The 22,141-nt window shown below is 68.5% G+C and carries 14 protein-coding genes; 8 read left to right on the top strand and 6 right to left on the bottom strand.

Going from position 1 to position 22,141, the window contains the following annotated elements:
* Nucleotides 1-50 precede the first annotated feature (50 nt).
* Nucleotides 51-2,198 carry a glycoside hydrolase family 3 N-terminal domain-containing protein gene (locus VAR608DRAFT_RS16480; protein ID WP_088955032.1) on the bottom strand — a complete coding sequence of 716 codons (2,148 nt, stop codon included), beginning with the start codon at nt 2,196-2,198 and terminating at the stop codon, nt 51-53.
* Nucleotides 2,199-2,318: 120 nt separating this feature from the next.
* Here VAR608DRAFT_RS16480 and VAR608DRAFT_RS16475 point away from each other — a divergent pair, with 120 nt between their 5' ends.
* Genes VAR608DRAFT_RS16475 through VAR608DRAFT_RS16460 form a run of 4 tightly spaced genes read left to right on the top strand, consistent with a single transcriptional unit; the run spans nt 2,319 to nt 9,032 of the window.
* Entirely contained in the window at nt 2,319-3,611 is a 1,293-nt protein-coding gene (locus tag VAR608DRAFT_RS16475) for a glucoamylase family protein (protein WP_088955031.1), read from the top strand.
* 8 nt (nt 3,612-3,619) lie between these two features.
* Nucleotides 3,620-4,999, top strand: a complete 1,380-nt coding sequence (locus tag VAR608DRAFT_RS16470; protein ID WP_231973535.1) for a glycoside hydrolase family 15 protein — start codon at nt 3,620-3,622, stop codon at nt 4,997-4,999.
* Nucleotides 4,996-6,756, top strand: coding sequence for an ABC transporter ATP-binding protein/permease (locus tag VAR608DRAFT_RS16465; RefSeq protein WP_088958823.1), 1,761 nt, complete (start codon nt 4,996-4,998; stop codon nt 6,754-6,756). Before VAR608DRAFT_RS16470 ends, VAR608DRAFT_RS16465 begins: the two co-directional genes overlap by 4 nt.
* Entirely contained in the window at nt 6,753-9,032 is a 2,280-nt protein-coding gene (locus VAR608DRAFT_RS16460) for a CocE/NonD family hydrolase (protein ID WP_088955029.1), read from the top strand. Before VAR608DRAFT_RS16465 ends, VAR608DRAFT_RS16460 begins: the two co-directional genes overlap by 4 nt.
* On the opposite strand, the gene VAR608DRAFT_RS16455 is transcribed toward VAR608DRAFT_RS16460, so the two are convergent.
* Nucleotides 9,005-10,609, bottom strand: coding sequence for an alpha-amylase family glycosyl hydrolase (locus VAR608DRAFT_RS16455; RefSeq protein WP_088955028.1), 1,605 nt, complete (start codon nt 10,607-10,609; stop codon nt 9,005-9,007). The two genes, VAR608DRAFT_RS16460 and VAR608DRAFT_RS16455, sit on opposite strands and share 28 nt — an antisense overlap.
* 102 nt (nt 10,610-10,711) lie before the next feature.
* Between VAR608DRAFT_RS16455 and VAR608DRAFT_RS16450 the strand changes: the two genes are divergently transcribed.
* Entirely contained in the window at nt 10,712-11,197 is a 486-nt protein-coding gene (locus tag VAR608DRAFT_RS16450) for a SixA phosphatase family protein (RefSeq protein ID WP_088955027.1), read from the top strand.
* Nucleotides 11,198-11,221: 24 nt separating this feature from the next.
* Here VAR608DRAFT_RS16450 and VAR608DRAFT_RS16445 read toward each other — a convergent pair whose 3' ends face one another.
* The gene (locus VAR608DRAFT_RS16445) at nt 11,222-11,896 is read right to left on the bottom strand and encodes a protein-L-isoaspartate(D-aspartate) O-methyltransferase (protein ID WP_172843861.1); all 675 of its coding nucleotides are present in this window, start codon (nt 11,894-11,896) and stop codon (nt 11,222-11,224) included.
* Nucleotides 11,897-11,922: 26 nt separating this feature from the next.
* A complete protein-coding gene (locus VAR608DRAFT_RS16440; protein ID WP_088955025.1) occupies nt 11,923-12,150 on the bottom strand; it encodes a CDGSH iron-sulfur domain-containing protein in 228 nt (75 codons plus the stop codon).
* Nucleotides 12,151-12,329: 179 nt separating this feature from the next.
* Here VAR608DRAFT_RS16440 and VAR608DRAFT_RS16435 point away from each other — a divergent pair, with 179 nt between their 5' ends.
* Together VAR608DRAFT_RS16435 and VAR608DRAFT_RS16430 are read left to right on the top strand one after the other, a co-directional pair.
* Nucleotides 12,330-12,812 carry an adenosine-specific kinase gene (locus VAR608DRAFT_RS16435; RefSeq protein ID WP_088955024.1) on the top strand — a complete coding sequence of 161 codons (483 nt, stop codon included), beginning with the start codon at nt 12,330-12,332 and terminating at the stop codon, nt 12,810-12,812.
* 20 nt (nt 12,813-12,832) lie between these two features.
* Complete coding sequence (locus VAR608DRAFT_RS16430) at nt 12,833-13,066, top strand: DUF2789 domain-containing protein (RefSeq protein WP_088955023.1); 234 nt, start codon at nt 12,833-12,835, stop codon at nt 13,064-13,066.
* 48 nt (nt 13,067-13,114) lie between these two features.
* On the opposite strand, the gene VAR608DRAFT_RS16425 is transcribed toward VAR608DRAFT_RS16430, so the two are convergent.
* Nucleotides 13,115-14,356 carry a D-alanyl-D-alanine carboxypeptidase family protein gene (locus tag VAR608DRAFT_RS16425; RefSeq protein ID WP_088955022.1) on the bottom strand — a complete coding sequence of 414 codons (1,242 nt, stop codon included), beginning with the start codon at nt 14,354-14,356 and terminating at the stop codon, nt 13,115-13,117.
* Nucleotides 14,357-14,450: 94 nt separating this feature from the next.
* On the opposite strand from VAR608DRAFT_RS16425, the gene VAR608DRAFT_RS16420 reads away from it, so the two are divergent.
* Nucleotides 14,451-15,626, top strand: coding sequence for an alpha-hydroxy acid oxidase (locus tag VAR608DRAFT_RS16420; RefSeq protein WP_088955021.1), 1,176 nt, complete (start codon nt 14,451-14,453; stop codon nt 15,624-15,626).
* Here VAR608DRAFT_RS16420 and VAR608DRAFT_RS16415 read toward each other — a convergent pair.
* Nucleotides 15,610-22,089, bottom strand: coding sequence for a non-ribosomal peptide synthetase (locus VAR608DRAFT_RS16415; protein WP_172843860.1), 6,480 nt, complete (start codon nt 22,087-22,089; stop codon nt 15,610-15,612). The genes VAR608DRAFT_RS16420 and VAR608DRAFT_RS16415 overlap by 17 nt on opposite strands.
* Nucleotides 22,090-22,141 lie beyond the last annotated feature (52 nt).

Raw genomic sequence — 22,141 nt, 5'->3', positions numbered from 1 at the left:
CGATCGGGGCGCTCGGCTCGATCTCTCCTCCAGGCTGGGGAGGGACGGCGCTATGAAGACAACTCGATGGTCTGGCGCAGCAGGCCTGATTGATCGGCACTCGGTCCGGCGAGGATCTCGACCTCGCCCGCCTCGAACACGGGCTGCAGGTCCGGCCCGAGCAAGCGTAGCTCGGCCGCCGGCAGCTCCAGCGTCACCGAGCCGGCTTCGCCGGGCATCAATCGCAGCTTCGCGTAGCCCTTGAGCTCCAGCAGCGGCCGGGTGACGCGGCTCAGCCTGGCGCGAACGAACAGGAAGACGGTCTCTTCGGCCTCTCGCGCCCCGATGTTGCGCAGCCTGACGCTGATCTTCAGCGTGTCCTGTTCGCGCACGCGCCGCGGCTCGACCCGAAGCTCGTCGTAGCAGAAGCGCCCGTAGGTCAGGCCGTGACCGAAGGCATACAGCGGCGTGTTGTCGACGTCCTGGTACTTGCTCGTGAAGTAGTCGGCGGGATTCATCGGCCGGCCGGTGGGACGCTGGCCGAAGTAGATCGGCACCTGCCCGACGACGCGCGGCCAGCTCATCGGCGTGCGGCCGCCAGGCGAGACCCGGCCCGTGACCACGTCGGCGATCGCGTGGCCGGCTTCGACGCCGAGGAACCACGCAGCCAGCAAGGCATCGGCGTGTTCGGACAGCCAGGGGACGACGAGCGGGCGGCCCGAAAACAGGATCGCGACGACGGGAATGCCGAGCGCGCGCGCACGCGCCACCGCTGCTTCGGCCAGCGCCTGCTGCCTGCCGGGAAGCGCCGGCGTGGCGCGGCTCGCCGCCTCGCCGCTCATCGTGGCACGCTCGCCCAGGCACAGCACGAGGGCGTCGGCGCCGTCGCACAGTGCGACGGCGGCTTCGATGCCGCTTTCGTCGTCTCCCTCGATGGCGACGCCGGGTGCATGGCGTATGTCGGCCTGCGGCAGCGCGGCGCGCAGGCCGGCCAGCACGCTGATGGCCGGCTCGTGTTCACCGGCACCCCACCACGGACCTTTCATCTCCGTGTGTGCGTCGGCCAGCGGGCCGATGACACACAGCGCCTTCGCCGCTGCGGGCAAGGGCAGGGTGTCGCGCTCGTTCTTCAGCATGACGATGGACCTGCGCGCCACATCGCGCGCCAGCGCGTGCCGCTCGGTGACGACAGCCGCGGGCTCCGGTGTCGTGCCGCGCCGGTAGGGGTCGTCGAACAGGCCGAGCGCCTCCTTGAGCCGCAACACGCGCCGCACGGATGCGTCGACTTCCTCGATCGTCACCCGTCCCTGCTCGAGCGCGATCGGCAGGCCCTTGCGATAGGCGTCGGCCATCATGTCGATGTCGACGCCGGCCTTCAGCGCCAGCACCGCGGCATCGACGAGATCGGCGGCGACCCCGTGCTTGATCAATTCCGCGATCGCGTTGTAGTCGCTGACGATGACGCCGTCGAAGCCCATCTCGCCGCGCAGCCAGTCGCGCAGCAGGGGGATGTGCGCCGTCATCGGCACGCCGTTGAGATCGGTGAAGGCGGGCATCAAGGTCGCGACGCCGGCGCGCACGGCCGCTGCGAAGCCCGGCAGATACACCTCGCGCAAGCTGCGCTCGGAGATGTCCACGGCGGCGTACTCGCGCCCCGCGGTGACCGCGCCATAGGCGACGAAATGCTTCGCACAGGCGGCCATCGATTCGGGCGACGACAGGTCGTTGCCCTGGAAACCGCGCACCTTGGCCTGCGCGATGCGTGCGTTGAGCCAGGGGTCTTCGCCCGGGCCTTCCGCGGTGCGGCCCCAGCGCGGATCGCGCGATACGTCGAGCATCGGCGCGAATGTCATCGCCAGACCATCGGCTGCGCCTTCGCGCGCGGCCTCGCGCGCCGTGCGCTCCCAGATCTCTTCGTCGAAGACGCCCGCCTCCGCGAGCGGGATCGGAAAGAGCGTGCGATGGCCGTGGATGATGTCCAGGCCGATCAGGAGCGGAATGCCAAGCCGTGACTTCTCGACGGCCAGCCGCTGCATCTCGTGCACGGGCCCGGCGCCGACCATGTTGAGCAGGTTGCCGATCGTGCCGTCGATGATCGACTGCGTGGAGTCCCCCGCGATCACCGGCCCGGTGACCGTGTAGCTGGAGGCAGTCATCGTCAGTTGGCCCAGCTTTTCGGATAGCGTCATGCGGGCGATGAGGGTGTCGATGCGACTCATTGGAGATTTCGAAACGGAACCCAAGGGGGCCTGATGATGGCATGCTGCGGGGGGTCATCGGCGGCGTGGCGTCGATGACTCGATGAAACCAAACGTGACACACCCAATCAGGAGGCGTTCGTGTTGAAGGATGACCGGAACCCGAGGGCACTGGCGGCCCTGCCCGATGAAGCCTTGATCGAGGCCGTGCAGCGCCAGACCTTCCGCTATTTCTGGGACGGTGCGGATGCCGCCAGCGGCCTGGCCCTCGACCGCCGCACGCTCGTCGGCCCCACAGGCGAAGACAGGGCCGACGAGCGGGTCGCGATCGGTGGCTCCGGCTTCGGCGTCATGGCCTTGATCGTCGCGGTCGAGCGCGGCTGGGTCACGCGGGACGAAGCCCTGGATCGCCTGCGGCGCATGCTGGATGCCTTGTTCCGCGCCGGGCGCTACCACGGCGCCTTCCCGCACTTCATGGACGGCGCCAGCGGCCGGGCGATCCCGATGAGCCCGAAGGACGATGCGGGCGATCTGGTCGAGACCTCGTTCCTCATGATGGGTCTGCTGTGCCTGCGCCAGTACTTCAGCGAGGACACGGCTGCCGAGCGCCGGCTGCGAAGCGATATCGACACGCTGTGGCACGACGTCGAATGGAACTGGTTCACCCAGGGACGGGACGTCCTCTATTGGCACTGGAGCCCGAACCACGGCTTTGCGATGAACCATGAGGTGCACGGCTGGAACGAGTGCCTCATCACCTACCTGATGGCCGCGGCCTCGCCGCGCCATGCGGTCGATCCGCGGGTCTACCACCGCGGCTTCGCGACGGGGCCGGACTTCGTCAACGGCCGCTCGTACTACGGCATCGAACTGCCGCTGGGCGCGCCGTACGGCGGCCCGCTGTTCTTCACGCACTACTCGTTCTGCGGCCTCGATCCGCACGGGCTGAAGGATCGCTACGCCGACTACTGGGATCTCAATGGCCGGCACGTGCGGGTCAACCGCGCGCACTGCATCGCCAATCCGAAGGGCTTCCAGGGCTACGGCGAATCGTGCTGGGGCCTCACGGCCAGCGACGACCCGGACGGCTACCTCGCGCACGCCCCGGACACCGACAACGGCACCATCTCGCCGACGGCGGCGCTGGCCAGCCTGCCGTATGCGCCCGCCGAGGTGATGCAGGTGCTGCGGCATTTCCTCACCGTGCATGGCACGCGGCTGTGGAGGGACTACGGTTTCGTCGATGCGTTCTGCGAGCAGCGCGGCTGGTTCGCTGAGACCTTCCTCGCCATCGACCAGGGCCCGATCGTCGTGATGATGGAGAACCATCGGACGGGCCTTCTGTGGAAGCTGTTCATGAGCGTGCCCGAAGTGCAGGCCGGCCTGCGCGCCCTGGACTTCACGAGCCCGCATCTCGGGTCGCCTGCACCGTGACCTTCAGCGTGCCGAGCCCGCAAGACCCGGCGTTCGAGTCCTGGCTCGAAACACAGCTCGGCCATTCGGCGCGCGCGATGCTGTCCAGCATCTCGCCGCTGTCGATCGTGAAGCACCGCCTGGGCTTCGCTCAGACCATACGGCCGATCGCCGGCGCCATCGTCGCCTCGCCCGTGCTGGGCAACTACGACCCGGACCCGGACTACTTCTTTCACTGGTTCCGCGACTCCGCCGTCGTCATCGATGCGCTGCGGCTGCTCTACGTCGACCGGCAGGTCGGTGACGAAGCCCTGCAGCATCTGCGCGACTTCACCCGCTTCAGCCTGGCCTTGAACCGACTCGACGGCCGCGCGGTGGCCGAGGTAGAGGGGCGCAGAGCGCGCGTGGCCCCCGATTTGCTGCAGTACCTGCGCGAGGACAGTGAGCTCGCGAGCGTCCACGGCGATGCCGTCGTCGCCGAGACGCGGGTGAACCCCGACGGCACGCTCGATATCCTGCGATGGGCGCGCCCCCAGCACGACGGGCCGCCGCTGCGCGCGCTGGCGCTGCTGCGCTGGGCGGCCGGCGGGCACCTCGACGCGCCCCTGCTGGCGGAGGTCACATCCCTGATCCGCTTCGACCTCGACTTCACGCTGCGTCACTGGCGCGAGCCGTCGTTCGACATCTGGGAAGAGGAAAGCGGCCATCACTACTACACGCTGCGCGTCTCGGCGGCCGCGCTGGCCGAAGGCGCGGCATGGCTGCAGGGCCTGGGCGAGACGGCGCAGGCGCAGCGCTGCCGGGACGAGTCGAAGGCCGTGCTGAGCCTGCTCGACGGCTACTGGATCGACGATCCCGACGCGACGCGCGGCTACTACCGCTCACGCAGGCTGCCGGACGACCGGCCCAGTCCGAAGGCGCTGGACATCGCGGTGATCCTGTCGGCGATCCATGGCCTCGGCACAGAGCTCGCGCATGGCCCGGCCGATCCACGCATGCAGGCCACGCTGGCACGCCTGGACGCGCTGTTCGATGCCGCCTATCCGATCAACCAGGGCCGTGCCGCAGGCCGTGGCGCGGCGATGGGCCGGTACGCCGGCGACGTGTACTGCTCGGGCGGCGCGTACTACTTCTCGACGCTCGGCGCCGCCGAGTTCTGCTTCCGCGCCGCGGCGGCAGAGGGCGGCGATGCACGCCACTGGAACCAGTGGATGGGGCGCGGCGACGCCTACCTCGCCACCGTCCGCGCGTACACGCCGGCCGGTGGCGACCTGTCGGAGCAGTTCGATCAGAAGAGCGGCGCGCAGACCTCGGCCAGGCAACTGGCCTGGAGCCACGCCGCGTTCATTTCGTGTGTCTCGGCGCGCCGCATCGCGGCCGCCGCCTGCCAGGCGCCGCCGCGGCGATGAGTGCAACGTCGCCGAACCGTGCCGAGCCGGCTGCGAGGACCGGCGTCTTCCATCAGGTCCGCGAGTTGCTCGGCGCCTTGCGCGTGTCGCCGGTCGGCAAGACGCTGGTCGCGCTGATGGGCGGGATCGTCGTGGTGGTCGCGCTCACCGCGTATGGGCAGATCGAGCTCAATCGCTGGAACAAGCCGTTCTACGACGCGATCTCGCGCCGCGACCTGAGCGACTTCATCGTGCAGGTCGGCGTCTTCGCGGTGATTGCGGGCGTGCTGCTGGTCTTGAACGTCGCGCAGCGGTGGCTGGGCGAAACCTTGCAGCTGAGGTTGCGCGAAGCCGTGGTCAATGACCTCGTGGGGCTCTGGATGCACCCGCGTCGGGCATTCTGGCTTCAGGCCAGCGGCCCCATCGGCGCCCACCCGGACCAGCGCATGCACGAAGACACGCTGAAGCTGTGCGACCTGTCGGTCGCCCTCGGCGTGGGCCTGCTGCAGGCAGCGATGCTGTTCGGCAGCTTCGCGAGCGTGCTGTGGGTCCTCTCCAAGGACTTCAGCATCTTCTACGACGGTCAGGACCACGTCTTGCCGGGCTTCATGCTGTGGGCGGCGATCGTCTATGCAGTCGTCGGCTCGCTGATGACCTACTGGGTCGGCAACGGCCTCGTCCTGCGCAACGCCGAGCGCTACGCGCGCGAAGGCGAATTGCGCTTCTCGCTGACTCGCATCAACGAGCATCTCGACGGCATCTCCCTGGCTGGTGGCGAGACCGACGAGAAGCGTCGCGTCGCCATGCATTTCGGCGACGTCCTGCGCGCCCAGTCGCGCGTGGTGCTCGGGCTGACCAACCTGACCTGGGTCACCGCGGGGTTCGGCTGGGTCACCATCATCGCGCCGACGCTGGTGGCGGCACCGCTCTACTTCTCGGGGAAGGTTTCGTTCGGCGGCTTGATGATGGCCGCCGCCGCCTTCACGCAGGCGCAGTCGTCGCTGCGTTGGTTCGTCGACAACTTCAGCATCATTGCCGACTGGCGCGCCACCTTGCTGCGTGTCGCCGACCTGCGCCGGATGCTGGCGTCCGACCTGGAGGCCCAACCTGGCGGCAGCCGCATCGCCTACGAGGAAAGCGATGCCGGAACCCTCTCGATCGAAGCGCTCGAGGTTCGCTCCTGGACCGGGCACGATCGGCTGGCCCCCCGGGATCTCGTCGTGCAACCCGGTCAGCGCCTGCTGATCCTCGGCACGACGGGCACCGAGAAGACCTTGCTGTTCCGGGCGCTCGCGGGCCTCTGGCCCTGGGGCTCCGGCATCGTGCGCCGGCCGCGCGGCCAGACGATCCACTACATGCCGCGCGGTACGCCCTACCTTCCCCGCGGCACGCTGGCCGAGGTGCTGTCGTATGGGATGGAGCCGCCCTGCTATCCGAGAGAAGCCCTGGAGGCCGCGCTGGCGAGCGTGGGCCTGCGGCGGCTGGAGCCATTGCTGGACAGGACAGGTCGCTGGGAGAGCGAACTCAGCATGGACGAGCAGCTGCGGCTGGGCTTTGCCCGCGTGGTGCTGCAGGCACCGCCCTGGCTGGTCATGGACGACGCATTCGGCGCGTTCGACGATGACACGCTCGAACTGATCATCGACCTGCTGGGCAAGCTCGCGCACACCGGCATCGTCCATATCGGCTCAGCCGGAGAGGCGCACGACCGGCTGTTCACGCAGGTGGTGCATCTGGTCAAGGCGCCTGATGCCCTGCCCGAGGAGCAGCGACCATGAGACACCCTGGGTCAACCGCCCGTCGCGCGCGTCGCGCCCTCATCCGGCTGCTTCTTGCGCTGCCCGCGTGGGCCTGGGCGCTGGATTTCGGCTTCCGACCACCGCGCGATCCCGACGATGCCTCCGCCGCCGACCTGATGCGGGATCTGGCGCAGCGCATCCTGCCGGTCTACCAGGAGGCGGACACCGACGTCTTCCTGGCCAACGTGACCGCGCTTCAGCTCGTCAGCGGCGCCTTGCGTGCGGCCTACGACAGCAACAGGTCGCTGCGCAGCCGGCGCCAGGGCAAGCCCTTCGACGACCTGGTTCAGCGTGCGATCCTCGACGGCATCTACGTGCGTGCGCGCGTGCTCGAAGCGGACGAGCACCTCGGCTTTGCCGAAGCCTACGCGCGCGCGTTCCGGGAGATGGTGTCGCCGCTCGACAATGCGCAAGCCCAGGCCATCATGGCGCGGCTCGAAACCCCGCTGGCCGTGTACGGAAAGCAGCTCGATCAACAGTTCGATCTCTGGCGCGCGAAGGGCAGCCTCCCGGAGGCCGACGCCGTGGCGCTCGTGCGCACCTGGCTTTCGTACGATTCGCGTCGCAACTTCGGTGCGCTGCTGCCCGACTTGTTCGCGGCCGAAAACCGCAGCCGCTACGTGGCGGATGCCGACGTCCGGATTCCCGTGCGTGCGGGCGTCATCCATGCCAGCCTGGTCCGGCCCGGCCGCGCGGAGGGCGCCCTGCCGACCTTGCTGCGCTTCACGCTCGATCCCGCCGAGGACGACGCGCATCGCAGCGCTGTCAAAGGCTACGTCGGCGTCACGGCCTACGTGCGCGGACGCACGCCCGACGGCAAGGGCGCCGTGTGGCCCTTCGTTCGCGACGGCGAAGACGCCGTCGCCGTCATCGACTGGATCGTCCAGCAGCCGTGGAGCGACGGCCGCGTCGCCATGCTCGGCGACGGCTACTCCGGCTACGCCGCCTGGGCGGCCGCGCGCAGAAGACCGGCGGCACTCAAGGCCATCGCCACGATCGCGCCGATGGCGCCGGGCATCGACTTCCCGATGGCCGGTCAGATCTTCCGCAATTCCATGGTGCGCTGGGCACAGGAGCACGCGACGCTCGAACCCCCGCGGGCCGCCATCGACGCGGACGCCGACCCGGACGCGATATGGCAGGCGCTCGACGCGCGCTGGTATCGCGGCGATCACCCTTACTGGGACATCGACCGCGTCCTGCTCGGCAAGCGCAGCAGGCTGATCCGGACCTGGCTGACGCACCCGAGTCACGATCGCTTCTGGCAGAAGTTCCTGCCGTCGCCGGAGCAGTTTGCGCGCATCGACATCCCGGTGCTCAGCTTTGCCGGCTACTACGGCGCCGACGCCGGCGCGCTGTACTTCCACCACGAGCATCGTCGCCAAAGGCCGCAGGCCGACACGACGCTGCTGCTCGGCCCCTACGACGCGAGCTCGATCCGGCTCGGCACGGCGGCCACGCTGCGCGGCTACACGCTGGACCCCGTCGCACGCGTCGACCTGCCCGAGCTGCGCTTGCAATGGCTCGACCACATCCTGAAGGGCGCGAACAAGCCATCTCTGCTGTCGGATCGCGTCAACTACCAGGTGATGGGCGCGGACCAGTGGCGCCATGCGCCGACGCTGGACGCACCGGAGCGCACCCGGCTGCGCCTGTACCTCGACACCCGCGAACGCGACGATCCGCACCGCCTGTCGTCGTCGCCGGCCGAAGGCGGTGGCAATGCGCGCCTCTCGGTCGATCTTGCCGATCGACGCGACGTGCGCATCCCGTGGTCGGATGCGCTGCGCGTGCAGCAGCTTCCGATGCGCAACAGCATCCGCTTCGTGAGCGATCCGCTGCCGGCGGACACCGAGATCGACGGCAGCCTGCGCGGCGTGTTCGACATCACGCCCTCGCGGCAGGACGTGGACTTCGTCATCTCGATGTACGAGCAGACGCAGAGCGGCGAATACCAGCTGCTGTTCGAGCCCTACGACTTCCGCGCCAGCTACGCCGGCCATCGCGTGCGGCGCCGGCTGCTTCGGGCCGGCATGCGTCAGTCGCTCGCCTTCAGCGCCGAGCGCGTGACCGCCTGCAGGCTTGCGGCGGGCAGCCGCATCGTGCTTGTGATCGGCCTCAACAGGCGCCCCGACCGGCAGATCAACTATGGCAGCGGCAAGGACGTGAACTCGGAAACCATTGCCGATGCAAGATGGCCCGTGCGCGTGCGCTGGCACGCGCACAGCTACGTCGAGATAACGACGCCTTCATAAGGCGCCAGCACCAGGGGCCCTTCGATGAATTCGGCGCGCGCCGGATCGGTCGATGCCAGCACGACCGGCTGGTGCGGCAGCAACGCCGGCGACATCGGCGCCGAGGTGGCGCCGAAGTTCAACAGCACCACCAGCCGTTGTCCTTCGCCGTTGCGCGCATAGGCGAGCACCTCACTCCCGGCATCAAGCGCTTCGTAGTCGCCCCGGTTCAGCGCAGGCTGCGCGCGGCGCAATGCGATGAGGCGCCGGTAGAGCGCCAGCATCGATCCCGCGTCGTGCGACTGGGCTTGCACGTTGTGCGTGCGCCAGTCGTGGGCCAGGCGCAGCCACGGAGCGCCGGTCGTGAAGCCGGCGTTGGATTCGGCGCTCCACGCCATCGGTGTCCGCTGCGGGTCGCGACCCATGCCGGGTTTGTTCTTCTCGAACGGGTCCTGGACTTCGCGGGCCGGGATGGGGACGTCGGTCATGCCGATCTCGTCGCCGTAGTAGAGCGTCGGCGTGCCGCGCAGCGTGAGCAGCAGCATGGCCGCGAGCCGCGCCATCTGCGGCCCGATGCGGCTCGCGATGCGGGACTTGTCGTGATTGCCCAGCACCCAGTTCGGCTGGGCGCCAGCGGGCAGGGCGGCCTCGTAGTTGCGCACCAGCCGCTCGATGCGCGCGGCCTGCCACTCGGTCTCGATGAGCTGGAAGTTGAAGGGCAATTGCAGGCCTTCGAGCACGCCCTGGGCGCTCCGGCCGTAGTAGGCGACCAGGCGCGAGAGCGGCAGGTAGAGCTCGCCGATCAGCACGCGCGACGAGCGCGTGTTGCTGAACGCATCGACCACGCGCCGCATCTCGGCCACGACCTCTTGCACTTCCGGCAGGTCCGTGTTGTAGCGCATCAACCAGCGGTGAAACGGGTCCTGGCCTTCTACGAAGTCCGGGTTCGGCGGGTTGTCGCGGAACTGCGCGTCCTTGAAGATCTGAGACAGCACGTCGACGCGAAAGCCGTCGACGCCGCGCCGTAGCCAGAAGCGCAGCACCTCGTACATCGCGGCTCGCACTTCGGGGTTGCGCCAGTTGAGGTCGGGCTGCTCCTTCAGGAACGCATGGCCGTAGTACTGGCCGGTCGCCGGATCGAAGGTCCAGGCCGGGCCGCCGAAGTTGCTGATCCAGTTGTTGGGCGGGCCGCCGCCCCGCGCCGGGTCGCGCCACAGGTACCAGTCGCGCCGCGGGTCGCTGCGTGCGCTGCGGCTCTGCACGAACCACGGATGCTGGTCGGACGTATGGTTCGGCACGAAGTCCAGGATGACCCTGAGCCCGCGCGAATGGGCATCACTGACCAGGGCATCGAAGCCGTCCAGCGTGCCGAAGCGTGGATCGATGTCGCAAAAATCGGAGATGTCGTAGCCGAAGTCGGCCATCGGCGAGGGGTAGATCGGCGAGATCCACACGGCGTCGATGCCGAGCGACACGAGATAGTCGAGCCGCGCGCGGATGCCTTCGAGGTCGCCGATGCCATCGCCGTTGCTGTCCTGGAAGGAGCGCGGGTAGATCTGATAGACGATTCCGTTCTTCCACCATGCGTCGGCCGGCATCCCGGGAGCGTGCCACGATCGAGCCTGGATGGGAAGAGCGAGGCGCAAGCCGGTCACACCGGCTCGCCAGGGTGTAGAGTCGAATGAGACCGAGGGCTGATCGTGAAAACCTTGTTTCTCGTGCGGCATGCCAAATCGAGTCGCGACGATCCGTCGTTGCCCGACCGGGAGCGGCCGTTGGACGATCGCGGCCGCCAGGACGCGCCGATGATGGGCAAGCGCCTCGGCAAGCGCGAGCTGAAGCCCGATCTGCTGGTGTCGAGCCCGGCACTGCGCGCGCTGACGACAGCGCAACTGATCGCCGACGAGATCGGCTATCCGCGCAAGAACATCGTCGTCGATGAACGGCTCTATGCGAGCAGCCCGGACGACCTGCTCGCCGTCATTTGCGCACTGGATGACAAGCTGAACCGCGTGATGCTCTTCGGACACAACCCCGAGTTCGCCGAACTCGCGCACCGGCTGTCGAGCGAAATCACCGACATGCCCACGTGCGCCGTCGCCGAGTTCCGCTTCGACGCCAAGGCGTGGGCGGATGTCCGGGGGATCGGCCCGTCGAAGGTCAAGCTGGACGCGCCGAGGAAATAGCCCGCCTCGTTCGCAGCCGCCGATTCACGGCAGGGCGACATCCTCGAGCATCGAGAAAAGTACCTGGAAGACTTCCCTTGTCGTGACCGAACCCTGCGCGTCCTTCTTGAGCTGGATGAGCTGCTGTGCATCGGGCAACCCGGCGGGTATCACCATCGTGCCGCCCGGCTTCAACTGGTAGATGAGCGCGGGCGGAATCAGCTCGGGCGCCGCTGTCACGATGATCTTGTCGAACGGCGCATGTTCGGGCCAGCCCTGGCAACCGTTGCCGGTCCTGATCTCGACGTTGTCGCACCCTTGGTCGGCCAGCCGATGCGCGGCCTGCTCGGCCAGCTCCTCGATGATCTCGACAGTGAAGACGCGGTGCGCGAGTTCCGAAAGGATCGCCGACTGGTAGCCCAGCCCCGTGCCGACCTCGAGCACCGTGTCGGTCGGCTGCACGTCGAGCAGATCGGTCATGACGGCGACGATGAAGGGCTGCGAGATCGTCTTGCTGAAGCCGATCGGCAAGGGTGTATCGACGTAGGCGTAGGGCCGCAGCTCGAAGGGCACGAACGCGTGGCGCGGCACCGTGGCCATGGCGTTCATGACCTTCGAGTCCAGCGCCGCCTTGCCCAGATACGTGGTCGAGAAGATCGTCTTGGCGGCGATCTCGGCCAGCATGCGCTGCCGCAGCATCGTGAAGTCCGGCTCGCTCATGGTGCTTTCCGGCATCTGGGGTCGGTCTATTCGCTCGGGGTGCGGATGTTGGGGAACGCGTGCGCGAGCTCCTTGCGTTGCACGTCGGCGTCGTACCAGAAGAGAGATCCTTCCTGCTCGTCGCGCGTCAGCTTGTGCGTGCCGTCGCAGAAGGGCTGGTTCGCCGACAGGCCGCAACCGCAGATGAATTTCGTCTCGCCGCCGATCTCGATCGGATAGGGCTTGCTGCGCGTGCGCATGACCAGTCTCGCCATGATTGCCTCCACAGAGTTTGACGCGGCGCCAGGGCGTTCGTTTCCGCATTTGAGCAAAGCGCAGGGGCATTCCGGCAACTTCGACCGGGAGACCCTGATGGCCGAGGAGGCACTCGGCCTGGGCGGCTGCAAGTTCTTCAGAATGGGCGGGAGCGTGTTTTCGCTCGAAGGAGACAGCCGTGGAACTCACAACCGTCCCGATCGACAAGCCGGACGACATGAACTTCATCCTCGGCCAATCGCACTTCATCAAGACGGTCGAGGATCTGCACGAGGCGATCGTTCAGACGGCGCCCCAGATGAAGTTCGGCATCGCGTTCTGCGAGTCGAGTGGCCCGGCACTGGTTCGCCGAACGGGAAACGACGCCGAACTCGTCGAACTGGCGCAAAGGAACGCCCTGGCGCTTGGCTGCGGACATTGCTTCATCATCTTCATGGCCGGTGGATTTCCGATCAACATCCTGAATACCATCAAGGCCGTGCCGGAGGTTTGCGGCATCTACTGTGCGACCGCCAACGCGACGGAAGTCGTCGTGGCTGACACCGGGAGCGGGCGCGGCATCCTCGGCGTCGTGGATGGCCTGAGAAGCAAGGGCGTCGAAACCGAATCCGACGTCGTGGCGCGAAAGGGTCTGCTGCGCCAGTTCGGCTACAAGCTCTGAACCAGCAAGCGGTCGATCACATGGAATTCTCGAACCATACCCTGAAGGACCTTTTCGGCCAGCTCGGCTTGCCCGACTCGTTCGAGGAGATCGAAGCGTTCATCTCGAAGCATCGGCCGCTGGCTGCCGGCGTCCGGCTCGCGGACGCCCCGTTCTGGACCTCGTCGCAGGCGAATTTCCTGCGCGACGAGATCGACGAAGACGCGGACTGGGCCGAACTGGTCGATCAACTCAACCTGCGGCTCAGGGAATAGTCCAGGCGATCCGCGAGCGGCGGTGCTCGCGGGACCGCTAGCTGCCAGTTACTTGCCAAACCACTTGGCCACGTGCTGCCACGAGCGCAGCATGAAGCCCGCGCGTTCCACGTCGGCCTGCGCGACCAGCGGCGCTTCTCCCACCGGCTTGCCGTTCGAGGTCGCGACCACCTTGCCGATCACCGCACCCTTGGTCACCGGCGCCTCCAGGTCGGGCTTGATCTGCGCCGAGGTTTGCACCTGCTGGCCGCGCGGCACCGTCAGCGACCATGGCGACGCCAGCGCTGCAGGAACCGTGTCGGCCTTGCCGAAGCTGACCTTGGCCGTCGCGACGACCGTGTTCGGCTGAATGGGGGTGGCCTTCTCGAAGTTGCTGTAGCCCCAACCGAGCAGCGCGCGCGTCTCGTCGGCACGCGCCTGCGCGCTGTTGGTGTTGAGGATCACCGTGATCAGGCGCATCCCGTTGCGCTTGGACGAAGTGACGAGACAGTAGCCCGCCTCCTGGGTGTGGCCGGTCTTGAGGCCGTCGACCGTCGGGTCGGTGTAGAGCAGGGCGTTGCGATTGCCCTGCTTGATGCCGTTGTACTTGAACTCGCGCTCGGCGTAGATCGGGTAGTAGTCGGAACTGTCGCGGATGATCGCGCGCGCCAGGATCGCGAGATCCCGCGCCGACGCCTTGTGGTCCGGATCGGGCAGGCCCGTGGCGTTCACGAAATGCGCGTGCGTCATTCCGAGGCGCTGGGCTTCGGCATTCATGAGCTTGGCGAAGCCCTCTTCGGAGCCGGCCATGTGCTCGGCGATCGCCTTGGACGCGTCGTTGCCCGACTGGATGATGATGCCGCGCAGGATGTCGATCACCGTGGCCTGGCTGTTGAGCGGCAGGTACATGCACGACTCGGTGCTCGAGCCACGGCACCAGGCGTACTGGCTGGTCGTGACCAGATCGTCCTTCTTGAGCTTGCCCGAGCGAAGTGCCTGTTCGACCAGGAAGCTGGTCATCATCTTGGTCAGTGACGCCGGCGGCAGCGGTTCGTCGGGATTGGCCGAGGCGAGCACCTCGCCGGAGTCGAAGTCCATCAGCAGCCATGCCTTGGCGGGCAGCGCCGGCGGCCCGCCGGCCACGGCGGTCTCTCCGGCGACTGGCGCCGGGGCGGGTGCCTCGGCCGCGGGTTTCGTATGGGTTGCGCGCTTGGCGGCGTGGGGGGCTGCGAAGGACTCGGAGCTTGGAACCAGGGTGCTCGCGGCGATGGCGAAGACGACCGGGAGGATGGAGAAAGTCTTGGATTGCATGGGTGTTCAGGGGCAGAACCGGGATTGTCGCGGATCGAGCGTCGATTCTTGGGTCGTGCAGTAAGCTCTTTGGTAACGACAAGCCACCCTCTGCATGAATGCCTTCCTCAATCACGCGGAACTCAGGGAACTCGCAAGGCGCCGGCTTCCTCGCGCCGTGTTCGAATACATCGACAGGGGCACCGAGGATGAGGCCGGCCTTCGGCACAACCGGGCGGCCTTCGACGCGGTGCGCATCCGTCCACGGGTGTTGACCGGCGGTGGCACCCGTTCGCAGGCCATCACCCTGTTCGGACAGGCATGCGACCTCCCCATCATTGCCGCACCCACCGCTTGTGCAGGGCTGGTGCGCTTTCGCGGAGAAGTCGAGCTTGCGAAGGCGGCAGCCGAGAGCAGGATCCCGTTCTGTGCCGCGCTGGAGGCCATCAACTCCCTGGAGGACATCACCGAAGCGAGCGCAGGGACCGTCTGGTTCCAGGTCTACGTCTGGGAGGACGAAGAGCGCGTGCGCGAACTGCTGGCGCGTGCCTGGGGCTTGGGCGTGCGGACGCTGGTCGTCACGCTCGACAGCCCGGTGGCGAGCAAGCGCGAGTACAACCTGCGCAATGGCTTTGGCCTGCCGTTCAGGTTCTCGGCGCGCAACGTCTGCGACGTCGCGCTCCACCCCCGCTGGGCATTCGGCGTTCTCGGCCGCTACCTGGTTTCCGGCAGCGTGCCTTCGTACTCGAACTATCCGCCAGGGCATCGCAGCACCCTCTTTGCATCGAGCAAGCCGCTGGCGTACCAGGCCGACCTCGGCTGGAAGCACATGCACTGGCTGCGCGACGAGTGGAAGGGCAACCTCGTCCTCAAGGGCATCCTGCACCCGGATGACGCCCTCCTCGCGGCCGAGCTCGGAGCGGACGGCATCGTGGTTTCGAATCATGGCGGGCGCACCTTCGACAGCGCGGTGGCGCCCATCGAGGTGCTGCCGGAGATCGCGCGCGCGGTGGGTGACAGGACGGTCGTGCTGGCCGACAGCAGCGTGAGGCGCGGCAGCGATGTATTGAAACTGATGGCGGCCGGTGCGAAGGCGGTGATGGTCGGTCGGATGCTGCTCTATGCCACCGCAGTCGGCGGCATGTCGGGCGCGAGCCGTGCCATCGAGATCCTGCGCAGCGAAATCGACGCTTCGCTGGCAATGAGCGGCTGCCAGGACATACGAAACGTCGACGGGAGCCTGCTGGTCGGCGCCGACCGGGAGACCCGGCCGCTCACGGCCGGAGCTTGAACAGCCGCTTCAACCAGGAGTCGCCCGCGCGCTCGGCCGCCGGCGCCGGGGCCTGCGCGTCCGTCATCTCGATGCCGCGGGCCATTTGCGCCAGCGTCTCGAAGACCAGGCGCTGCGTCTCCAGCCGCACTCCCGAGGAGCGCTCGAAGTGGATGACCGTGCGCCCGGCCTTCAGGGAGTCGCCGCCGAGATCGAAGAAGTTGTCGCGCGGATCGATCTCGTCCGGGTCCATGCCAAGCACCTCGGCCCACACAGCGGCGAGGGCTGCCTCGGCCGGCGTGCGATCCGCGCTGCGGACCTCCCGGCGGGCCCGCGCCTCGGACAGGGGCGCGGGAAGCGCATGCCGATCGATCTTGCCGTTGGGCAGCAGCGGCAATGCCTGCAGCGTCACGTAGTGCTGCGGCAGCATGTAGTCGGGCAGGCGGGCCCTGAGATGGTCCTTGAGGTGCGCGTCGTCGACGGTGGCGCCTTCCGTCGCCACCACGTAAGCCACCAGCCGCACATCGCCCGGCCGGTCTTCGCGTGTCACCACCAGGCATTGCGAGAGCTCGGGCAGCGCCCGCAACTGGGCTTCGATCTCGCCGGGTTCGATGCGATGACCGCGCACCTTCACCTGGAAGTCGAGCCGCCCCTGGTGCTCGAGCAGGCCGTCGTGGCGCCAGCGTCCACGGTCTCCCGTCCTGTAAAGCCGCGCGCCGGGAGCGGGGCTGAACGGATCCGGAACGAAGCGCTCGGCCGTCATCCCGGGCTGGTTCAGGTAGCCCAGCGCCACGCCATCGCCGCCGATGAAGATCTCGCCGGAGCACCCGACGGGGCAGGGCTGGCCGCGCGCATCGAGCACGTGCACGCTGGTGTTGGCGATCGGCCGTCCGATAGCGATCACCCCCGGTGCGGCCGGCACCTTCCAGCAGGTGGACCACACGGTGGTCTCGGTCGGGCCGTACATGTTCCACAGCTCGCCGGTGCGTACGGACAGCGCCTGCGCCATGTCCTCGCTCAGGCTCTCGCCGCCGATGAGCGCCTTGAAGCCGGGGGCGCCGTTCCAGCCCGCGTCGATGAGCATCCGCCAGGTCGTCGGCGTCGCCTGCATCGCGGTCGCACCCGACTGTTCGAGCAGGACCCGCAGCGCCGCGCCATCGATGGCCTGCTCGCGGGTGGCGAGCACGACGGTGGCGCCCACGGACAGCGGCAGCAGCAGCTCGAGCACGGCGATGTCGAAGCTCAACGTGGTCACCGCGACCAGCACATCCTCCTTGCCGAGGCCGGGTTCGCGCTGCATCGACAGCAGGAAGTTCACCACCGCCCGGTGCGGCACCATCACGCCCTTGGGCCTGCCGGTGGAGCCGGAGGTGTAGATGACATAGGCCGGGTCCTCCGGCCGCGCGTCGCGCTCGGCGTCGGGCGGCGGCGCGGTGTCGGGCGCCGCCTCGACCTCGGCGGCGTCCAGGAGGAGCATCGGCAGCGACAGGCCGTGCCAGTGCCCGGCCAAGTCGCTGCGGGTCAGCAGCAGCGACAGCTGCGCGTGCCGGGCCATGTCGTGCAGGCGCTGCTGCGGGTAGGAGGGGTCGAGCGGAACATAGGCGGCCCCGGCCCGGAGGACGGCGAGCTGCGCCACCACCATGCCGGGGTCGCGTTGGAGGCAGAGGCCGACCAGCGTGCCCCTGTGCACGCCGCGTCGGCGCAACAGGTGGGCCAGCCGGTGCACGCCCGACCACAGCTGCGCATAGCTCGCCGCATCGCCTGGAAGCTGCAGCAGGGCGGTGCCTTCGGCCCCGCAGTGGCGGGCCAGGAGGTCGTTGATCGTGTGGCCCTGCGGATAGGCACGCCCGGTCTGGTTCCATGCGGCCAACCTGGCGAGTTCCTGGGGACTCGCGAGCGCATGCTCCCGCATCGGCCGGTCCGGCTCGCGGATGAGGCGCTGCAGCAGATGCAGGTAGTTGTCCAGCAGGGCCTGCGCGGTGGCGGCCGTGAACAACTCGGTGGAATAGCTCAGGGAGAGCGCGTTCTCGCTCTCGGTGTCGACGGTGAGCGCCAGGTCGAACTGCGTCGCCCCGAGGCCGAGCGGCATGTAGTCGAGCTCGAGCCCTTCGAGCGCCAGGGCCTGGCGAGGCGTGTTGAGCACGTTGAACATGACGCGCACGTCGGGGATGCGGCCGCCTTCGCCGTGCTCGCGCAGATAGCCGACCAGATCGTCGAGCGGAACGTCCTGATGGGCGAAGGCCGACAGGCAGGTTTCGCGCACCTGGCGCAGCAGCGCGCGGAAGCTCTGCTCGGGTTGTACGACAGAGCGCAGCACCAGCGTGTTGATCAACGAGCCGACCAGGTCCTCGGCCTCGACGCGGGTGCGCCCGGCGATCGGCGTGCCGACGGCGACGTCGTCCTGCCCGCAATAGCGCGAGAGCAGCCACTGGAAGGCCGCCAGCAGGGTCATGAAGGAAGTCATTCCGTGCTGCCCGCTGAAGCGCTGGATCGCCATGAACCAGTCGTCGGAGAGCGCTTGCCGCACGCGCGCGCCCTCGCTGGTGAAGCGGTGCGCCGCAGAGGTGTCGACCGGAAGATTGAGCGGGCTCATGCCGGCAAGCTGCCGCAGCCAGTAGCGCACCTGCGGCGCGAGCACCTCGTCGTTGACATGCTCGCGTTGCCAGTTCGCATAGTCGATGAAATCGATCGCGCGGGCCGGCGGTGGCGGCGCTGCCTTTCCGTGCGCGCCCGCGCGATAGAGCGCCTGCAGCTCGCGCAGCAGGATGCCCCATGACCAGGCGTCGCCGATGATGTGGTGCATCACCAGCACGAGCGCATGGTCCTGCGCGCCGAGCTGGATGAGGACGAAGCGGTGCAGCGGGCCCCGCTGCAGGTCGAAAGGCTGCGCCGCGATGCGCCGGGCCTCGCTTTCGAACTGCGCCTGGCGCGTCGGCCCGGACCATGCGCGTACATCCACCTCGATCAGGTTTGCCGGCTGCGGCCGGCCGATGACGGCCATGGGCTCGGCACCCGCCAGCTCGAAGGTGGTGCGAAAGGCCTCGTGCCGGGCGACCAGTTCGTCCAGCGCGGCGCGCAGGACGTCTTGCCGCAGCGGGCCGCGCACGCGCAGGGCCTCGCGCATGTTGTAGGCCGCGCCCTGCGGGTCCATCTCGTGCAGGGCCCACATGCGCCGCTGCGAGAACGAAAGGAGCGCCGGCTGCGCGCGCGACACCACGGCGATGGGGCGGGTCGCCGCCGCATCGCCGCCCGGCGAACGGGCGAGCAGCCGCCCGACCACCCGGGCCAGCGCCTCGATCGTCGGGTGCTCGAACAGGCTGCGAACCGGCAGGTCGATCCTGAAGGTGGCGCTGATCCTGGAGACGATCTGGGTCGCGAGCAGCGAATGCCCGCCCAGGTCGAAGAAGTTGTTCCGCACCCCGAATCCGGACCTGCCCAGCACGGCCTGCCATGTCTCCAGCAGAACGGATTCGATCGGCGAGCGCGGCCCGATCCGGCCGGAGGCCGCCGCGTCGGGATCGGGCTGCGGCAGGCGCCGCCGGTCGATCTTGCCGTTGGGCAACTGCGGCAGTGCGGGAAGAAACACGAACGCCGCGGGAACCATGTAGTCCGGCAGGCGCGCCTTGAGTCCGGTGCGCAACGCATCCTCGTTGGCCTCGGTCTCGCAGGCGACGTAGGCGACCAGTTCCTTGTGCCCCGGCAGGTCCTCGCGCAGCAGCACGGCGGCCGCACGCACGCCGGGGCAGCCGAGGAGGCCGGCCTCGATCTCGCCCAGCTCGATCCGGAAGCCGCGCAGCTTGACCTGCTGGTCGTTGCGACCGATGAACTCGACGACGCCATCGTTCAGCCAGCGGGCCAGGTCGCCGGTGCGGTACATGCGCTCGCCGGGCCGGAAGGGATTGGGCACGAACTTCTCGGCGCTCAGCTCCGGCCGGTTGAGATAGCCGCGGCCCACGCCCACGCCACCCACATACAGCTCGCCGGCGACATTCACCGGCTGCGGCTGCAGCCAGGCATCCAGCACGTAGAGCTGCACATTGGCGATGGGGCGGCCGATCGGCACGATGGGGCGTTCCGGCAGCTGCTCGCCCGGCTCGTACCAGGCGCTGTCCACTGCGGCCTCGCTGGGCCCGTAGAAATTGCCGAGCGTGACGCCGGGGAGCGTCCGGCGAAAGGCGCGGGCGAGTGCGCTGTCCAGGGCTTCGCCCCCAGAGAGCACGTAGCGCAGGCGGGTGCGGCGATGCATCGCCGGCTCGTCCAGGATCGCGCGCATCTCCGACGGCACGAACTGGACGACGGTGATGCCCTGCTCGCGGATGGTCTCGGCCAGCAAGGACAGGTCGCGGTGCGCATCGGGTTGCGCCAGCACCAGCTCGGCGCCCGAACTCAATGCCCCGAGGAACTCCCAGAGCGACGCGTCGAAGCTGATCGAGGTCTTCTGCAGCACGCGATCTTCCGGGGCGAGCCGCAGCGCATCGTTCATCCAGAGCACGTGATTGCAAAGGCCCCGGTGCGTCAGTTGCGCGGCCTTGGGCTCGCCGGTCGAGCCGGAGGTGTAGACGAGGTAGGCAATGTGCTCCGGCCGGCTGAGTTCGTCCGGCGCGGGCAGCGGCTCCTGCGCCATCTCGCCGCCGCCTCCCTGCACCTCGAGGATTTCGCATGTCGGCAGCGCGTCGAGTTGCCGCAGGGCGTCGCCGAAGGGCGCCTCTGCGAGCACGAGCGTGGGCGCCGCATCGGCGAGCATGGCGCGCAGGCGCTCGGGCGGATGGTCCGGATCGAGCGGCAGCAGCGTCCCGCCGGCCTTGAAGACGGCGAGCAGCCCGACCACCAGGCCGAAGCCGCGTTTCATGCAAAGGCCGACCACGGCCTCCGGCCCCACGCCCTTGCGCCGCAGCAGGTGGGCGAGCTGCTGCGACGACGCGTCGAGTTGCGCGTAGCTCATGGCGTCCTGGCCGAAGCGCAGCGCGATGGCCTGCGGCGTCCGCAGTGCCTGGTCGCGAACATGCACGTGCACCGGCCGGTCGTTGGCGAGGGGGCGGGCGCTGTCGTTCCATTCGATGAGCAACTGCTGCCGCTCGGCCTCGCCCAGCAAGGGCAGCCGGGCCACCGCGCGTTCGGGCTCTGCCACCATGGCCGCGAGCAGCCGGCGCAAGTGCGCCGCCATGCGCTCGACGGTCTCTGCATCGAACAGGTCGGTGCGGTATTCGATCTCGGCTTCGAGGCACGTCCCGACCCCGACCACGTTCAGCGACAGGTCGAACTTGGCGCTTTGCGAGTGCACGCCCAGCCGCTCGCTGTGCAGGCCTTCGAGCTGGAGGACACGGTGGTCGAAGTTCTCCAGCGCGAAGGACACCTGGTAGAGGGGGTTGCGGCTTGCATCGCGGACCGGACTGAGTTCGCTCACCAGGCGGTCGAACGGCATCCCCTGGTGCGTCAGCGCCTCCAGCGTCGCCTCGCGGCTGCGCCGCACCAGCTCGACGTAGGAGGGCTCTCTGCCGAGATCGGCGCGCAGGACCAGCGTGTTGACGAAGAAGCCGACCACGTCGCGCACGCGCGGGTCATCCCGCCCTGCGAACGGCACGCCGACGGCAACGTCGTCCTGGCCCGTATAACGCATGAGCAGCGCCTGGAAGGCCGCGAGCAGGGCCATGAAGAGCGTGGCATCCTGCCGCGTCGCGAAGGCCCGCACTGCGGCCGTGAGCCCGGCGTCGATGCGAAACGCCAGGGTCCGGCCGGCCGAACCGGCCTGCGGCGGATGGGGCCTGTCGGTGGGCAGCTGCAGGGTTGGCAGGTCGTGCAGCTTGTTGCGCCAGTAGTCGAGCGCAGCGCCCATCTCGCCGTGTTCGAATCGCTCTCGCTGCTGCGCTGCATGGTCGCTGAAGGCAAGCACCGGTTCGGTCAGCGGCGGCGTTCCACCGCTGCGGGCGTAGAGCCGGGCGAGCTCGCGATGGATGATGCTCATCGACCAGCCGTCCGCGACGATGTGGTGGATCACCAGCACCAGCACGTGATCCTCGGGTGAGACGCGCAACAGGTCGGCGCGCAGCAGGGGTGCGTGCGACAGGTCGAAGGGCCGGGCCACGCTGGCGGCGATGTGGGCGTCGAGCACCGCGTCCGAGCCCTCCTGCGCCAGGCCTCGGACGCGTGTGAAGCGAAAGCCTTCCAGGGCTTCCGCGACCGGCATGACGCGTTGCACCGGCCCCTGCTCGGTCGCGTGGAACGAGGTGCGCAGGCTGGTGTGCCGGGCGACCAACGCACGCAAGGCTTGCTCGAGGCGCCCGGCGTCCAGCGGCCCTTGCAGCCGCGTGACCGAATGGATGTTGTAGGCGGCGCTGCCGGCCTCCAGCAGATCGAGGAACCAGAGCCCCTCCTGCGCGAACGACAGCGGCGCGTCCTGCGGCGGCGCGGAGGCGGGTCGCGACGCCGGCAGAGCGCGCTGCTGCTGGAGCTTTCGCGCGAGCAGGCGGCGCCGGACAACGGCCATGTCGATGTCCAAGGCCTCCGGCGGGGGTTGATTCAGGTCAGGGGCGACATCC

This window comes from Variovorax sp. HW608 (assembly GCF_900090195.1).
GTDB lineage: Bacteria > Pseudomonadota > Gammaproteobacteria > Burkholderiales > Burkholderiaceae_C > Variovorax.
This window is presented reverse-complemented; position numbering and strand designations above follow the sequence as displayed.

What these genes read in the sequence shown, in the direction of transcription:
- VAR608DRAFT_RS16420 (WP_088955021.1), top strand. Translation starts at nt 14,451, where the DNA reads ATGAATGCCTTCCTCAATCACGCGGAACTCAGGGAACTCGCAAGGCGC.
- VAR608DRAFT_RS16455 (WP_088955028.1), bottom strand. Translation starts at nt 10,609, where the DNA reads ATGCCGGCCGACGCATGGTGGAAGAACGGAATCGTCTATCAGATCTAC.
- VAR608DRAFT_RS16445 (WP_172843861.1), bottom strand. Translation starts at nt 11,896, where the DNA reads ATGAGCGAGCCGGACTTCACGATGCTGCGGCAGCGCATGCTGGCCGAG.
- VAR608DRAFT_RS16460 (WP_088955029.1), top strand. Translation starts at nt 6,753, where the DNA reads ATGAGACACCCTGGGTCAACCGCCCGTCGCGCGCGTCGCGCCCTCATC.
- VAR608DRAFT_RS16415 (WP_172843860.1), bottom strand. Translation starts at nt 22,089, where the DNA reads ATGGCCGTTGTCCGGCGCCGCCTGCTCGCGCGAAAGCTCCAGCAGCAG.
- VAR608DRAFT_RS16425 (WP_088955022.1), bottom strand. Translation starts at nt 14,356, where the DNA reads ATGCAATCCAAGACTTTCTCCATCCTCCCGGTCGTCTTCGCCATCGCC.
- VAR608DRAFT_RS16465 (WP_088958823.1), top strand. Translation starts at nt 4,996, where the DNA reads ATGAGTGCAACGTCGCCGAACCGTGCCGAGCCGGCTGCGAGGACCGGC.
- VAR608DRAFT_RS16430 (WP_088955023.1), top strand. Translation starts at nt 12,833, where the DNA reads ATGGAATTCTCGAACCATACCCTGAAGGACCTTTTCGGCCAGCTCGGC.
- VAR608DRAFT_RS16480 (WP_088955032.1), bottom strand. Translation starts at nt 2,198, where the DNA reads ATGAGTCGCATCGACACCCTCATCGCCCGCATGACGCTATCCGAAAAG.
- VAR608DRAFT_RS16440 (WP_088955025.1), bottom strand. Translation starts at nt 12,150, where the DNA reads ATGGCGAGACTGGTCATGCGCACGCGCAGCAAGCCCTATCCGATCGAG.